Source organism: Lepagella muris (assembly GCF_004793975.1).
Taxonomy (GTDB): Bacteria; Bacteroidota; Bacteroidia; order Bacteroidales; family Muribaculaceae; genus Lepagella; species Lepagella muris.
Window position 1 is genome coordinate 144,638 of the sequence record NZ_SRYB01000006.1, and the last position, 17,011, is coordinate 161,648.

A 17,011-nucleotide genomic window follows, 5' to 3' on the forward strand; every position below is an offset into this window, starting at 1 on the left:
GTTATATATTTTTTAAGTTATTCTTTTCAATTTAAATCACATCCTCCACCCAAATGCCGTCCGGAAATCATTGGCTTTACAGGTAGCGTAAACCAGAATAGAGTCCCTTTCCCGCGTCCTGCCGATTCCACTCCAATCTCTCCACCAAGTTTCTCCACGATGCTCTTGCTTATCGACAATCCGAGTCCGTTGCCCTGCACAAAATTATTCAGCTTGGTGAATCGGGTGAACACCTTGTCGAGATCCTCCTCCGGGATGCCGATTCCGGTGTCGCGCACATAGAAATACACATTATCCTCACGCAATTCATATCCAAACGTGATGCAACCTTTCGGAGTGAACTTCACAGCATTGTTCAGTAAGTTTATAAGCACCTGGCTAAGGCGGTTGGAATCCGTCTCTATCACTGCCTGAGGCGCATCAAACACGTGGTTAAGCACGACTCCCGCAGGAATTTTCAGTTTCATCATATCGTCCACCTTAATCAAAAGTTGGTTAAGATCCGTGGGACGTATGTTGAAATCAAGAGTGTTCGACTCCACCTTAGCCACGTCAAGCACATCACCTATCAATTTAAGCAGAAGCTGATTGTTGGTCTCTATTATATTGACAAACCGCTCCCTCTTCTCCGCATCATCAGTTCTACAGAGAAGGTTTGAGAATCCCACTATTGCATTTAGCGGAGTGCGGATCTCATGGCTCATGTTTGCAAGGAACGCCATCTTCAGCTTATCCGATTCAAGCGCACGCTCACGTGCATCTATAAGCATCGCCTCCTGCCGCTTACGCTCCGTTATCACGAGCATCGAGCCTATGAGCACCGACGGCATATTATCCTCATCATATTCCGTCACCATCGCGCTCACCTCTATCCACTCCTCCGTCTCCTCGCCACCCTTGCCATATAGAAGCCGATATTCCAGACTTGCTGTCCGGATGGTGCCAACCGTGAGCTGATGATGGGTATCCACCACCCTCTCCAGATCCTCCGGATGAATCATTGAGAAATATACGTCCTCATGCATCACTTTCAAATCCTGGCGTGAAGGCATCCCCTTTTCAAATCCATCATGCTTCGCCACGCGCTGTATCTCGCACGCTATCTCATGCTTCTTAAGATCCCATCGCCACGGGATGATACGAGCCACGTCAAGCGTCATATCAAGTTTGCGCACAAGCTCTCTGAGCTGACGGTCAGTCCGGCTCTTGGCTGTCGTGTCGACTACAAAGATATTTATCTCTCTCACCGGATTCCTCGACTCAGCCTCGTCCACATACATTATAAACTCATAGTAAGTGTCGGGCACCGTGAAATGATATGGGAAAACCATGTCACGCTCCCCACCACGCAACGACTCTGACAGGCGCGGCAGGAAATCATCCTCAAAATGCTCATCACTATCTATCGGCAAATCCTTCCCCTTCACCAGACGGCAAAATGTCTCATTACCTCCATGATATTCCAGCCTGTCGATTATACCCTCTCCCCCGTATACCACCGTCGCCTGCGTATAGCCTATCGGCATATTGTTGACAAGACGGTTATGGGCACTCAGGAATGCAATCTTACGTCGTTGGAAAAGAGCTATGATGACCGCCACCGTGATCACTGCAATCAGAATCACCATTATCGCAATAATATGCACGCGATATAGCTCCCAGGCAGTCTTCGGACGGTTAAGAAAAACAGTGCCCGGAGGGCAAGCATCGACCGAGATTCCGTCGCGGGTGAGCTGCTCATAGTCAATCATCGGGAAAGCCTTATCCACGTAAAGAAACGGCACCTTCCTCATATCCTTGTCGGAGATAAGGTCATGAAGCCCCTTCTGGATATACGCATGGAGCATATCCGGCGACGGGAAATAACCACCTGTTATGCCATAACGGAAATATGGTTCCCTAAGTCCGAATACCGGACGATGCACACCGGAAATCGTGCGTGCCTCGCCGGCTATCAGCTGCGGATAGCCGTGCACCGTCATCCTCTCGAAAAACCATGTGGAGAGCAACAGCCCGGTGTTGTAGTCGGCATCATTAAGATACCTCTGAAGCTTCTCCCCATTCGCCTGATTTCCGACAAGCCATTCATATTCAAGCGAAGGATAACGCTCTCCAAGATACTTACGTATGCATCCGCTCAGATAGCGGTTGATATATAGGGCATCCGCGATAAACACAAGCTTGTTCATTTCCGGAAACATATACGCCATCATGTCGATGGTCTGTTCATACAGGTTAGGAACCATCACAATAGTGAAGTTATAGTCATTTCTCAACGTCTCAAGTGGAAGAAGAGGATATGCCACCGAATCATCAATACTGTCGGTATCCGTATAGTAGAAATCCTGCGGTCCATAGAGGTCAGATTGGGAGATAAGAAGCATAGGCACGTCGCCCCATTCCCTGACAATCCTGTCCCGGAGTGTAAACGCGAAATTACCCACCAGCACCACGTAGTCGGGATGCGCATCGGAATAACGGTGGAACACTCCGTCCGACATATTGTTGTAGTCCGTGGCATTATGGATGAGCGTGCTGTTGAGATGCACCACCTCCGCAGCACGGAAATTCTCGCGCCGGGATATCTCCTGCATTATCGGGGTGATGATATCCTGTGCCCAGGGTGCCCCTTCATTATAGGCGTTGAGAATCACGAGACGCCTCTCTTCCTGAGCCATAGCACTGCCGAACATCGGCAACAACGTGAGAATCAGAATTACCTTAAAGAAGAAAGGAGTGAAATAACGGTATGCCGACATAGGGTTATTCTTTCTTGTTATTCATTCTTTATATTCATAAGTCGGGATTAAGGATCATAAATCAGGATTGACAATAGCCTGCTCAATAAACCCCCGACGCGTCACTGATCTCAGGTCAAGACGAGAGAAGCAGGAATGATTCACGCATCTCACCACCACGTCAAAAGACCCTGCCGCGACAATCTCCTTGAAATCGGTCGACACCGGCACGTCTCCATATTCATGCCTTACTGTGTCTATGTTGACAACCGGATCGTAGGCAATCACGTGGGGAGTATATTCCAGAAGCCTCATGATTGTGTCATACACCTTTGTATTTCTTATATCCGGACAATTAGCCTTAAAAGAGAATCCCAGCACAAGAATCCGCATCTCCGATGGCTCCTTACCACGCTCCCTTATTGTCTTCACCACATTTTCCGCCAGATAGAATCCCATCGACTCGTTGATTCTCCGCGCCTCCTTCATCAGATGCGGATGCTCTCCGTGGCGTTCAGCCTGACGGATAAGATAATAAGGATCGACACTGATGCAGTGTCCCCCCACAAGTCCGGGATGGAATTTAAGGAAATTCCATTTTGTGGATGCAGCCTCCAGCACTCTGTCGGTATTTATGTTGAGAGAATTGAGCACCTTCGTCACTTCATTAATAAACGCGATATTTACGTCACGTTGTGTATTCTCTATTATCTTTGCCGCCTCCGCCACTTTTATCGAGGATGCCAGATGCGTTCCCCCGGTCAGCACGGAGGAATACACCCTGTTGATACGCTCCGCCGCCTCCGGCGTGGAGCCGGAAACTATCTTGCAGATATTGCGCACGGTATGCTCTCGGTCGCCCGGATTGATACGTTCCGGTGAATAGCCGGCGGTGAAATCAAGGTTGCAGACCAGCCCCGACACTCTCTCGATGATAGGGATACAGAAATCCTCCGTGGTGCCGGGATAGACAGTGCTCTCAAACACCACCACGTCACCACGTTTTATGACGCTTCCCACCGTCTGTGACGCCGCCTCAAGATACGACAGGTCAGGATTATGGTTGCTGTCGACAGGAGTCGGCACCGCCACTATGTAGAACGAACAGCCACGCAACGTCTCCACATCTGTGCTGCACGTGAGTCGCCTTGAAAATGCATCCTCAAGCTCATGATACGTCACCTCACGCGTGGAGTCATAATAGCGGTTAATCTCGCTGACCCTACGCTTCTTCAAGTCATAGCCCCTCACCTCATACTTTGAGGCGAAGAGACATGCCAACGGAAGTCCTACATATCCCAATCCAAGTATCCCTATTATCTCGCTGCAACTCCTATGGTTCATCTTTCTCTTTTTTTACAAAACATTAAACTCTCCCGCTCATAAACCCTCCTCCTGCGCCACCATGGATGTCTTTCTCGGATTCCAGTTATCATGATAGGAGGAATAGAAGAAGAGTTCCACAGTGTGCCCGATAAGACGCGCCACCCTAAGGAAATATCCCATATAGATGGAGTGGAACAGAAGCAATGCTCCCAGACGCCTCTCCTGATGTGTGCGCTCCGACACACACTGCATCACCACAAACGCCATTATTGAGAACGACAGGCGTATCAGCCAGCCGACAAGCATCACATCAGCGATGCGATCAACATTGCTGAGCACAAGCGTGATGATATAGAACACCCAGATATAATTGAAGATACAGTCATAAATGATACAGTCAAGATTCGACGCCATGTTGAGGAAGGAGAAATTGCGGTCGCTCCACAATATATCGCGATGCTTGCGCACACGGAAACGTATCAGGGACTTCGACCAGCGCAGACGCTGCATGAACAGCTTGCTCCATTTCACCGGCACGTTGGTGAGACACACCGCCTTGTTGGCAAACGTCACCTTATAGCCCGCCTTACGCAGCTTCTGCGTGAGGTCGCCGTCAAGTCCCGGACCTATATCCCATCCCCCGATCTGGCGGATGGTGTCAGTCTCGAAGGCTCCGAACGCACCCGAGATAATGTGGAAGATGCCGAGCATATCCGTAGCCATTCGTCCGATTTGTATCGTGCGGAGATATTCGAGAGCCTGCATCGACGTGCACATAGAGTCGTCGATATTCCTCACCTTGATGCATCCGCCGACCCCTCTGACGTCGCGATCCATATAGAAGGGTATAAGGATCTGCTCTATTGCATCGCGGTCGAGCGAACTGTCGGAATCGATATGCACCAGATATTTACCAGACGCATGTTCCAACCCGTAGTTGGCTGCCGATGCCTTTCCTCCGCGTTCATTCATCCGGAAATAATGCTTTATCATCCCGGCTTTCTGAAGATCGGCACATATAAGCGGCGTGGCATCATCCGACCCGTCATCCACGATTATAACCTCAAAATTGTCATACGTCTGCTCCCGCAACGACTCCAAGAGTCGGTAAAGGTTCTCCCCCTCATTCTTTCCGGGCGCGAGAATCGTGACAAGCGGACGCTCCACAAATAGCTGACGACGTGCTATCGCCTCACGTCTGCGGCGACTCCGCCACGTGACGCCATAACGCACTGCCGCCACTATATCAGTAAGATAATAGCGCGGAAACTCCACGAAAATCAGAAACCAATATGTCGTGGCAAGATAATCCCACGACAGATTCGCCGTGAAGCAGGCTATTATACCGTCAATTATTCCAAATGCGTAATCCATAAAAAATCTCTTAGATTGCCCTATCCTCCTCTATCCGATGGATAAAGGCATCGATGTCATCGCCCGGATGGTAGGTGTAGGTGTCGATCATCTCAAACTGGAATCCGGGATGCATCTCCAGATAGTCGCGGAGTTGCTCCTTTATCTCAAACTCCATGTCGCTCAAACCTTTCGCCACTTCCCCATCGGCTACACGGCATAGGAAATAATAATTATTGCCCCATATCGCCTGCTTATAGTTGAAGAAGCGTTTCATGGCATGCACCAGCGGAGGCGTCATGTCGTCGCCTATCACGTCGTCCATCGCGGGATCAAAAATATAGAACCGCCCTACGATGATCATTGAGTCGGTCAGTTCTCCCGGACGGGAAAACTGGCGCAGATACGACACGAAATCCGTCATTGAGGAATAGCCGTAAAATCCCACGTGGCTCAGCGTGCGGCGCACCTCGTTGTTGGCAAATGCCTTTATGCCCTCCGGAGTGAACTCATACTCCTCCACATCTACCGGACGCAGCTCATCCGGCTTCCACGACCGGCGGTTGTTGGTGCATAGAGCGCGCATGTCGGGATACATGAATGTCTGCTCACACTGACGGCAGGTATATACCGACGACGGACGGTCATAATCCACACCGATATGCCTAAGCACACGCTTACACTTTGGGCATACCAGTTCTCCGTCTGCCTTATACGTGTATTCCGGCGACACATTGGCACATCGGAAATGATGCAGCACCGGCTCCTCATGCACGTCGGAACTCCCGCAGTGGGGACACGTCTCGAAGAAAAGAAGGTGGCTGCTATTACATATCGGGCATACGTGGATACGGTCGATGAAGCGGTTTCGCCGTATGTAGCCGAGGCGCAACAGTTGGTTATGGAAGAAATCGCGCTCCTCTGCCTGTATGGTCTGCTGTCCGGCAAACCATAGGGTGTAGTAGTACAGGGCCATATACCCCTCGCTCAATCCCGGCGTGGGCTGGGAGGAGAACGTATATTTTCCGCGTGATATCGCGAAGCGGCACAGACGCACCACCTCCTCGGCATGAGTCACCACAGGGTCGGTGCCCAACAGGAAATTCTGCCTCCTCATGTTGGCATATATATCCTCTATGCCGCGTGCCATGGAATTATCATCGGGCGACGTGGCGTATCCGTCGATTATCACCTGCGCCTTACCGAGCCATCCGGTGAGACGACGCGTCACGTAGCACGGCTTAAACCGACATTTCTCCGACTGCAGCGGGGATGCCAGGCGTATGGCAAGCATCACCCTGTCCATTATGCTGTCGATCACGTTGATGAATATCGCATCGAAATCCTCGAAATGGATTTCGGGAGTGTGGTCTACGTTGACCACATCATTGATCACCAGTATACGCCGCTGGTTACGGTTGGTCACGATGCTGTATGGAGCCTCGCGATTATATTGAGTCTCTTGGCGTTGTGTCATTTTCAGTAGACGTTTTTGAAGATTGTTGCATTAGTGTTGTCTCCTGCGGGCTGCGAATGCTGTCGGCAGACGTTCCCCGTCCTGTCGTAAACCACAGATAATCCGGTTTGCCGCAATCCTGCTTCTCGGCATTATAATTCTTCACCCTCACCGTGACGGGTATGCCTGACGCGAGGCTCCATAGAGGCACCGTCTGCCCCGGGTCAAGTGTAAGTATGGCGATTACCGCCGTATTCTTCTTCGAGAAATAGCTGCGCAGATTCTCCGGTATCATCTCGGTGCGCGTGCCGAGCACCGACACCGAGGCAGTGAATTTCACGTCGTCGTTGACGACCACCTCCGCACGCGAGTTATTGTTGATACGGTGCATCTTGTTGATGGGCACGTAAGCCACCACCTTCAGATTGTTTGCCTCCAGGTTGAGATGCTGTTTCGACAGAATCTCTTCCTCCTTGAAGAATATCATGTGGACAGGAGCCTTCACGTCGGTGATTAGCGACGAGTCGCTGGCAAGACGGTAGGATATTGCCCTCCTCATATATGCCGAACGGGCATCGTCATATATCTGCGGCACGAGCGTGCTGTCGTTGCGGAAACGGGAATTGCCGCCATACAGCACCCTTGCCTCCGGCTGCGAACGTCGCAGCGCATCCAATTCCCCCTGCAGGGCTCGGAGCTTTGCCTCCGCCTCGCGAAGCTGACGCTGCAGGTCGAGCTTATGGGAATTGTCGCTCAGCCCGAACGAGATGTTGTGATCTTCGGCAAGGATCTGCTTCCGCAGCTCCTCGATGCGCACCTTCATCACCTCGATCTCCTGCACGGCGATGGTGTGCTGGAGAGTATAATTTCTGCCGACTGCTATCATAGCCGGCTCCTCGTTGGGATTGGCATTATCCACGAGCATGTCGAGCATATAGTAGGAATAGAGGGTATCGCCCGGCTCGACGAAATCCCCGGTATGAACGTATACGCTGTCGAGATAAATGTCGAAGGGGGTACGCACCTTGTTGGCATCCACATGCACGTAGCCGTCAAGCTCCGTGTAATACAGATGATGCCCTATATATAAAGCGAGGGTCACGAGAATAACGCCGAGTATGCACCCCGACAGTATCTGCTGTCGGTTGAGTTTGCGCTTGCGGCGTTTGAGAATCGTCTCTATGTTTTCTTTCTCTTCAAATGAGCGGTAGGTGAAGTTTTTCACGATTCCGGAAATTTTGACGTTATGGTAATTGGTTTATTCTGTCTCTCAGGGGCTGTATGGCGCAGAATCTTAGCACTGATTCATCGGGGAGAAGAGCCTGCAGATCTGCCACGAGACAATCGCGGCGATACTGATATTCAATCATCCTCTCAAGGCATGCCACATACATGATATACTCACGTGCGCGGGCAAGACGGTTGTACTCGCCAAGCCCTTTGGCGTAGGCTTTCGTGCGCATGGCGAGATAGCCTTTCAACTCACTGACCCGTCGTCCCTCCCCTGCGGAAGCGCGGTTGAGTCGGTCGATTTCAGCAATAATCAGACTGACTTTATCCACCACACGGCGGCTAAGTCTATCCTGTTCGGCATCAAGCACGGCACGCTCTGTGCGCAAGGTCTGTTTCTTTCGCGATGTCTCCCCGGAGATAGGTATGGTGAACGTCACGCCGAGGTCGAGATTTGAGGAGTTGGGGAGATGTCGGCGGTCGTAGTAGGAATATCTGATGAAAGGGGCGAGATTTACGGTCTGCCAATAGCTGACATTCCTCTCCTGCTCCTCGAGCAGACGGACACGCAGCTGAAGAATCTTCATGTCGGACTGGGTTGCCTCCACATGCTTCAGGAAAGCGGCGGAGTCGATTGTGACCCATGTCCCGTCAAAATCCGCCAGCGACTTGGCGGGGGGATATGTGCCGGGAATCCCGGCAAGTTTACGTTCAGCCTCCATGCGGTCATCAAGCGTGCGCACGAGTTCATCGCTGCTGATGTTCTCCGAAGCAAGCAGATAATTCTGCGCCTCATCAAGAAGGCGCAGGGTATTGACACGATGCTGAAGCACTCCGGAAGTAAGGCTGTCGTAATGCTGAGCGAGCATCTCCTTTATCCGGAAATCATTAAGATCCGTGCGCTCCTTCTCATAAGTTGCGCGCTGTATATCCTCCTGTAGCCACGCCACTTTCCGACGCCCGTCGGCACCGAGTAGGCGGCTCTGCAGGATATACCATCTCAGCTCAGCCTGGAACTTAGCACGGTATCTTGACTCGCCTGTTTCATCATCGAGTCCGAAAGAATTTGTAGGTCTCCAATAAGCCTGACCTGTAAGTTGTAGACCGGTCTTACTGTTACCTTCGAGGATCTTGGCCTCAGTATTACGGGAGAGAGCTTCATCGAGTTGCGGAGAGATGGGGGTTGTCGCACGGTATCCGAATCCATCAAACGCACCGTCGGAGGGGTCAGCCGCGACAGACGTGCGGAAAATTAGGGAATCAAGTGCGGCAAACGTCGTGTCGAAGCGAGAAATGAACCGGCTGCCATTTCCTGCAATCGCCGTCATCCCGACCACAACTCCGCATGCAAACAGAGCGACACTTACTAACCGCTTTCTTATCATTTCAATTCGTTTTTGGTTATTTAGATAAAGTTTGAGAATCCTCAAACATTTAATGGGTATAAGTGGAGGGGTCGCCCCCTCCACTCTATCTCAACATCCAGAAATATTCTTAGGATTATTATCACCAATGAGGAGTGCCTACTCCTGTCAATGGGAACCAAGGTTTAATGGAATCAGATTTCTTATTTTCACATTTAATCAAATATACATTGGCAGCAAATGTTCTTGGAAGTACTTTAATTCCCATCTGAATAGTATTTCCATTAACATAAACATATAATGCTTTACCACCATTTCCTTTCGTACCATCAATATCATTAACCCCAGATTCACATGACCAAAAATATCCTCGTGACCCTTCGTTCATAAGATCTCCTTCTTGTGACAAGTATCCATAAGTAATTAACTTCACAGGATTAGCCGATGCAAATCTTGAATCACTTGCCGTTACATTTGTTTCTGTTGTAGCAAACGAGCGGATTTCTACCCCAGGAAGTTCTCCTTCTGAATCTATAAATATTGACCATTTCATGGCATACCGTATCCCTTCAATTGTCTTATATTGTACTGAATTTGAAACGATCTGACCATCATTCGGAATAAGAGCTTTCAACTGAGCTACGGTTGGGACCGCATAACCATCTGGAGCAGGATTACCTCCCCTTTCTTCCCACGTGCACACTTCATTATCAAAGACGTAATCCATGTGTGTAAGCTTATTACCTAAACCATAACAAATTGAACAATCAATTGCTCTTTTCTTTGTCCAAGTATCATTAGCACCCATATAAGCACTTACATAAGCACCACTTCCACTATTCCACCAAGAATAACCAATTTTAATTTCACCATAATTTACACCAAGCGGTAGCATTTCTGTATAAATATTCCCGTCTGGTGAATATATCTCTCCATCACCTGTAGGTATCAAATAAATCCAGTTAGCACACCATGGGAAACCAAGCCAACGTCCCCACTGATAGAATATTGCTGAACTATCGATACGGTTATTGTTTTTAGAAGTAAGCATACCATTAACAATTCCATTATGATCGTAGCCAACATAATAACCAAAACCGCCATAAGACTCAGCAAATTTTGTGCTAACATTCAATGTCCAACCATCGGCTTTTGAAATTAATGATATATTTTCACGATGCCAAGCAGGAGGGAGATCCTCTCCACCCCAACTTCCAGTGTTACCAGGGTTATTAGGCTGTTCTTCATTTTTAATCATTTCCACGGGCAGACCAGCAAATGTACCGTCAGTGAGTGTTTTACGATAGTACTTACCCTCACCAATGGGATTATTGACCTTACAAGTGCCATTATACGTCTTATCACCATCCGTTACCGTGAATGTCAGATCAAAACCCTTTGTACTCGGAAGAAGAACCATGTAGAGATCAGCAACCGCAGGCGTGATTGTCACGATTCCTGCCGTATAAGATGCTTCACGATTCTTAGTGTCGATTGAAATTGCATTATTCAGACCCTCTCCGGAAACAGTAACAGTCGCATTAGAAGAAAGCGTAGTGCCATCAGCAAACTGAAGATTGAAATGAGCAAACGAGATACGACGCGAAAGTTCCATATTATCTACAAAAGACTGACCGCCACTTATAACAATCTCAGCTGTTGCTGAAAGAAGATCCTTCTCCGGAAGAGACGTAAAATTACCATCCTGAACAGAATAGTCAGCCGTATAGACCCTATTCTCATCAGTCTTATATTCCGCCTTCGTGCCGATATAATAATAGTTAAGTTTAGCCTTATTTCCTACTATTCCTTTAATCTCGCCATCAAAGACAGCATTCACACCGCCATCCTTAAGCTCCTTAACCGTAAGATTTCCCTTATTTATACCATTCTCATCAGTTACAATAAGGATATCATCTTTATTCCATCGGCAATCAAGATTACCATTGTTCTCACTAAACTCCGTACGGGTCTGTCCCATATTTTCACGGGATACAGTCACCGTCATGTGCACAGACTGTCCGGCATCCATAGTAGCCGGAATCTCCTCGTTGGAGCAGGATGTCAATCCTGTTGCCACCAACACAAGTGCTAATGATGATTTATAGAATATATTCATAATATAAAATTTTAATGTTAGGTTTTCACTCTGTCACTTCCTTCACCAGTCGGACACTCGCTCCAAAACATTTACCCATACCATAGACATGGTACTCCCTACTACTTTGAGTCTTACCTCCATTCACATACCATATAATAGCATTGGGTGTAGTGGATGGTGAAGATGTCCAGTAATAACAGTTGCCTTGGTAATCTGTGGCAGCCGGTTTTGATACAGACCCTGTATTTGGATTACCCATACCTGATGCCGGAAAGAAAACACCGTTCAATTTTGTCAACTGCTCGTAATCAAGAGTCATACGATCATATCCGAACTGAGTTCTATTAGTATAATGATCATTAAGCTTATAGAGAGCATTATATTTCCCTCCGACTGCCGTTATTGCCTCTTTTGCCTCATTAAGCGTGGTGAACGGAAGGATAATGGCTCCCTCCACTCCATCAACCGTACAACATGCCGCAAACCAATTATTTATGACATATTTAAGTTCTGTTGATGTAAGAGTAAAATAATGTCCGGTCCCTTGCTGGGCAGTATATGCCACACCCCAGTCAAAAGGAGTATCTTGAGCTTCTCCATTCGGACACAACGTTGAATTTGTCGTAAGAGTTCTATTCACAGAAGAATTCTGGCTTGGAAGATTATCACTAACCGTTGAATTAGAACTATCCCATGAATTGACTTTCCAAAAATCGGCAGGTTGTGGTTGCCACACGTTATCATCTATTCCGGTTGCACCCCAACGGAAAAGTCCGATAATCTCAGGATTCCCCGTTACCGTGCTTGCTCCTACCCTACGACCAGACGCACATATATATTCAGTCTGTTTCTCCGGGATAGAGTAGGTAGATGTCTTGGTATTATACTGCAGGTTGGCACGTGTGAAACGGAATTTCTTGCCATTCACCTCAAATACTGGACCCACAACATCACCATCATCCATCGAATCATCCGAACCGTCTTCGCCGCTCATGTTGACAGTCAGAGCGGAGTAAGTGCCATCTTTATTATCCTTACGATAATATTTCCCTTTGGCTATCGCCTTAGCAACAGGGAAGGTTCCCTTATATGTCTTGCCATCAGATTCTACACTGAAATTAAGTCTGAAGCCCTCTTCAATTTCATTAGGAAGAAGCACCATATAAATATCTGACGAAGCAGGAGACACGACTACATTTCCATGAGCATATACTGCATCAGGACTGGTAAGACTGACCGTAGCCATATTATTTAGTCCGTCTCCGGAAATGACTATCTCTGCATTCTCTGCCAATGCGACATCATCTGCAAACGCAAGTTTGAAATGAGCAAAAGAGACACGACGCACAAGTGTCAGGTCTGCCACGTAAGATGACCCACCACCAATCGTAATCTCCTTCTGAGTAGTAAGTAAATCTTTATCTGACAACGAACCAAACGAACCATCCTGTCGGGAAAAGTCAGCGATATAGCTTCCATCAGATCCTACCTCTTCCGCATTTACCTTATTACCGAAATAGTAGTAATTGAAAGTAACTGCACCGTTCTGTAACCCATGCAATTCTCCGGTGAATGTAGCCTTAGTCTTATCTTCGCTTATGGAAGTAGCAGTAAGGACACCCTTGCGATTACCGTTGACATCGGTCACGAGCAACTGATCATTCAATGTCCATACACAATCCAGATTCCCGGCATTCTCCGATAGTTCAGTACGCGTCAGCCCATTATCTTCTCTGGAGGCAACGACTGTCATCTGCACACTTTTTCCGGAACCGGATGATTCTACAATCGTTTCATCCGAACTACATGAAAAAAGGCTTGATGCCCCAATAGAGACTGCCAATGTATATTTTAAATATTTGTTCATGACCGATATCTAAAGTATTGGTGGGAAAGAGGGGATCCCCTGTTTCCCTTTTTTTATTTTATCTTTTCTGAATAAAATATCCTGCCAAAACGTTTGAATCAGAGTTCATCTCCACCTGCACCGGGAACTTCAATCACGGATTTCTTAAGAACCCATACCGGATATAGTGTTATCTGGGGTTTATCTGATTTGACAATGATGCTGCCGGTAATGGCATTATCCGAAGCATTCGGGGTCTCACTCCATCCCTTAAACTCGAAGCCATCTCTGTTGATAGTCTGATTAGGAAGTGTGAAGTTATGCTCCGTTTCAGTACCCGAATAAGTCAGTGTCTCAGGAGCGTTCTGACCTGCATCTGCTCCTGTTATATCAAACTCAACGGAATAGTTGAAGATCTTATTCCAAATGGCATACACGTCATTTACCTTGTTATTCATAAATTCATACATAGTAAGAGTTGCTCCCGGTTCATCTCCCGATTCAGCATCTTCACTTCCAGCCCATCCGTTGAATTCATAACCGTCCCTAACAGGAAGACCTGTTTCTTCATAAGTTTTGTAAACAAATTCAACAGGAGCTGCCTGATGCTTCACGTCATCAATATATGCCGGATCTGCACCGTCAAAGTTTGCATGATAACGGAGAGTATATTCATTTGCATACGACATCGGCACCTCAAGACCTCCGAACTTGCCACCGTCAAGCGACTTACGATAATATTTTGCCTGAGTTATCTTTTTACCTACAGGACAGATACCCTCATAAGTATTCTCTCCATCTTCCACTACAAATTTCAAATCAAAGCCACTTTCCAATGTGTTAGGAAGAAGCACCATATATATATCTTCTGTCGCAGACACATTCTCCATCACCACTTCTCCTGCATTGTAGGTTGCGCTACAATCCTTGGTATCAATCTTTGCAACATTATTAAGACCTTTACCGGAAATAGTAACCTTAAAATTCGGATTAACATTCATATCTTCGGCAAATTTCAGATTGAAACGGGCGAAAGATATACGACGGGCAAGCGTCATATCAGCAACATACGATTTTCCATTGCTGATGATCACCTCCGCTGTCGCCGACAATATATCCTTCTGAGGAAGTGATTCAAACTTGCCATCCTGAACGGAATAGTCTGCTGTATAGACTTTAGTATCATCAACAACAAGGGATTCGGAAGCTGTACCCAAATAATAGTAATTGAGAGTGGCTTTATTACCTACAATTCCGGAAATATTACCCTCAAACACGGCATTTGCCCCATTGTCTTTAAGTTCTGCCACCGTAAGAACCCCTTTGTTGAATCCTTTATCATCAGTGACATAAAGTTTGTCATTCCCACTCCACACACAATTAAGACCTCCCTCGGCATTCTCTTCAAATTCTGTACGGGTTGACTGTATTGTCTCTCTGGAAACTGTGACTGTCATGTGAACTGTCTCGCCGGATTCTGTCGGCTGCATGGAATTTTCGTCAGAGTTACAAGCAGTAAGTGCCATGCCTGCAAAAGCACATGCCAATATTGATTTATAATTCATAATATTCAAGTGTAAAAAAGTAAATGGTATCAGATGTAAAAAACATTCTCCTTAATAGAGGTATCGGGAATCCACCCTCACTTCTATTTAAGGAGAATGTTTTCAGTTGCTTGCAAACTATATCCTGTTTGCTTGGATTATCCCAAATCAGAGATCATCACCACCTACAGGAGGTGCCGGGGTAACTGTCTGCTTGATTGTCCAGACCGGATAAAGCGTAACGTTAAGTTTATCTTTGGTCATTGTGTAAGATTCTGTATATACTTTAGTTGAAACCTCCTGATAGGCAGTAGAAACCTCACACCAACCTTTGAAATCAAAGCCCTCTCTGTCAAAACCATCCTTACCGGGAAGTGTAATCTCAACAGACTCCTCTGTACTCTTCACATTCTTGGATTCCGGAGCCACACCTGTCATACCCATTTCAGGAATGTCTGACTCAATATCAAATGACAGCACATACTCATATTCCACAACTTTGTCTGTCCAGACGGGATAAAGAGTCACATCGGGATTCTCCGGGGTCACAGTGATAGGCTGACCGGGCTGATAATCCGGAGTCTCGCCACCTTCAGTCTTTGACCATCCTGCAAATTCCTTACCTTCCGGTGCTTCCGGTGTAGTCTCCGGGATAGTGAACTCTGCATTCTCTCCCTTCTCAACTTCCTTATCCTGCTTAGATTCGATAGCCGGGATATTGAGAGTAAGTGTAACCTTCTCCTCTACCGGAGGTTCAGGCTGCTCGGAACCCTGCGGATTGAGCTTGAATACGTAGACGCCGCTCTGTCCGTATGCCACGAAGATATAGCCGTTGGCAATGGCGATGAAGTTGGCGGAATGACCCTCCGTGCCTGCCTCGGTTGTGCCTGCGTTGCCGGCATTGTCATACTCCTTTACCTCGTAGGCAAACAGTTCGAGATTACCGGACTCTTTCTTCTCATATACGCGGAGACCGGCACCGGTGGCTGCATATACGTACTGGTCATCGGCATATACGGCTGTAGTGTAAGTCTCATTTGACCATGCCGCTGTGCCGGAACCTACAGCGTAGGAACGGAGACCGTTATGACCGGCTGCCACGTAGACGTAGCCGCCGCTGACTGCCATAGTGTGCTTGCCATAATGCTTCGCGCCGTCACCCTCCACTGTTGTCCATTCCCCGGTGGTGGGATTATAAGACTCAGCAGATTTCTCATTAGATACGAGCGCGGCATCAAGTGCGACACCCTGACCGCCTGCCACAGGAAGGAGCTCCGCTGCAGCGTCATCTGTACGGAGGATATAACCGCCGTCAATATATTTGCCACCGAAGTCGATAGCCTCAGCTACGATTACAGTCGGTTCTGTCTCAGCCGTGAATGCTGACGGGAAACGGACAGCAGCACCGCTATAGCCTGACACTGCCACGATGTCGGCACCATCGGCAGCCACTGCATTGGCTGAAGATCCGGGAATATTGATATATTCCAACTCTCCGGCTCCGATAGGAAGACGACCTACCACTGCGCCGTTCTTTGAGCTGGTGGATGCAAGATAGAGGTTGGAGGCGTTTACGATAACGTGGTTGAATTTAAGCTCTTCATTGACCATGATGTTGGCAAAAGCCCATTGGTCGCTTTCAGCTACGGGGATGTTGATCTCATCAATCGCGCCGCCCCATGCGGTGGCAGCCGTGGTAGCCTGATGATTGGAATGCCATGTGATATAGGCCTTACCTCCATCTACGGCAATGGCAGTGGCAGACCAATTCTTTTGGGCGGCATCCGAGGTTTCAACAGGGGCAATCTTTGCCACGAGCTGAAGGCGTTCGGCTTTCGGTCCACGGGTTGGGTTATTCACAGTGATACGTCCTGCCTGAGATGCTACATCAAGCGACTTGAGCAATACAGTGTTCTGCTTTTCCGGCATATTCGGATTGCCGGGGAGATCTTCGTTAGAGCAAGCCCCAAGCACCAATGCGGATAATGCTACCGGTAGAAAATAATGTTTATTCATACGTTATATAATTTGTTGTGTTGTTTTATCAATTCTC

At 47.8% G+C, this 17,011-nt stretch carries 10 protein-coding genes; all 10 read right to left on the reverse strand.

The features are described 5' to 3' along the window. Positions 1-26 precede the first annotated feature (26 nt). Positions 27-2,759, reverse strand: coding sequence for a sensor histidine kinase (locus tag E5331_RS06050; protein ID WP_123483775.1), 2,733 nt, complete (start codon positions 2,757-2,759; stop codon positions 27-29). 54 nt (positions 2,760-2,813) lie between these two features. Next, positions 2,814-4,082, reverse strand: coding sequence for a nucleotide sugar dehydrogenase (locus tag E5331_RS06055; RefSeq protein ID WP_135984247.1), 1,269 nt, complete (start codon positions 4,080-4,082; stop codon positions 2,814-2,816). Positions 4,083-4,118: 36 nt separating this feature from the next. After that, positions 4,119-5,438 (reverse strand): glycosyltransferase family 2 protein, encoded by a 1,320-nt coding sequence (locus tag E5331_RS06060; protein ID WP_123483777.1) that lies wholly within the window; start codon positions 5,436-5,438, stop codon positions 4,119-4,121. A 10-nt stretch (positions 5,439-5,448) separates the two neighbouring features. After that, positions 5,449-6,894: a TackOD1 domain-containing metal-binding protein gene (locus E5331_RS06065; protein ID WP_123483778.1), complete on the reverse strand. Its 1,446-nt coding sequence runs from the start codon at positions 6,892-6,894 to the stop codon at positions 5,449-5,451. After that, the gene (locus E5331_RS06070) at positions 6,866-8,098 is read right to left on the reverse strand and encodes an HlyD family secretion protein (RefSeq protein WP_135984249.1); all 1,233 of its coding nucleotides are present in this window, start codon (positions 8,096-8,098) and stop codon (positions 6,866-6,868) included. Before E5331_RS06070 ends, E5331_RS06065 begins: the two co-directional genes overlap by 29 nt. Before the next feature lie 19 nt (positions 8,099-8,117). Further along, positions 8,118-9,488 (reverse strand): hypothetical protein, encoded by a 1,371-nt coding sequence (locus E5331_RS06075; protein ID WP_123483780.1) that lies wholly within the window; start codon positions 9,486-9,488, stop codon positions 8,118-8,120. Positions 9,489-9,609: 121 nt separating this feature from the next. Next, entirely contained in the window at positions 9,610-11,586 is a 1,977-nt protein-coding gene (locus tag E5331_RS06080) for a fimbrillin family protein (protein WP_123483781.1), read from the reverse strand. Positions 11,587-11,611: 25 nt separating this feature from the next. Further along, positions 11,612-13,435 carry a hypothetical protein gene (locus E5331_RS06085; RefSeq protein ID WP_123483782.1) on the reverse strand — a complete coding sequence of 608 codons (1,824 nt, stop codon included), beginning with the start codon at positions 13,433-13,435 and terminating at the stop codon, positions 11,612-11,614. 98 nt (positions 13,436-13,533) lie between these two features. Further along, on the reverse strand, positions 13,534-14,979 hold the full coding sequence (locus E5331_RS06090) for a fimbrillin family protein (RefSeq protein ID WP_135984251.1): 1,446 nt from the start codon (positions 14,977-14,979) through the stop codon (positions 13,534-13,536). Between the two features lie 147 nt (positions 14,980-15,126). Then, positions 15,127-16,974 (reverse strand): LVIVD repeat-containing protein, encoded by a 1,848-nt coding sequence (locus E5331_RS06095; protein ID WP_123482581.1) that lies wholly within the window; start codon positions 16,972-16,974, stop codon positions 15,127-15,129. Positions 16,975-17,011 lie beyond the last annotated feature (37 nt).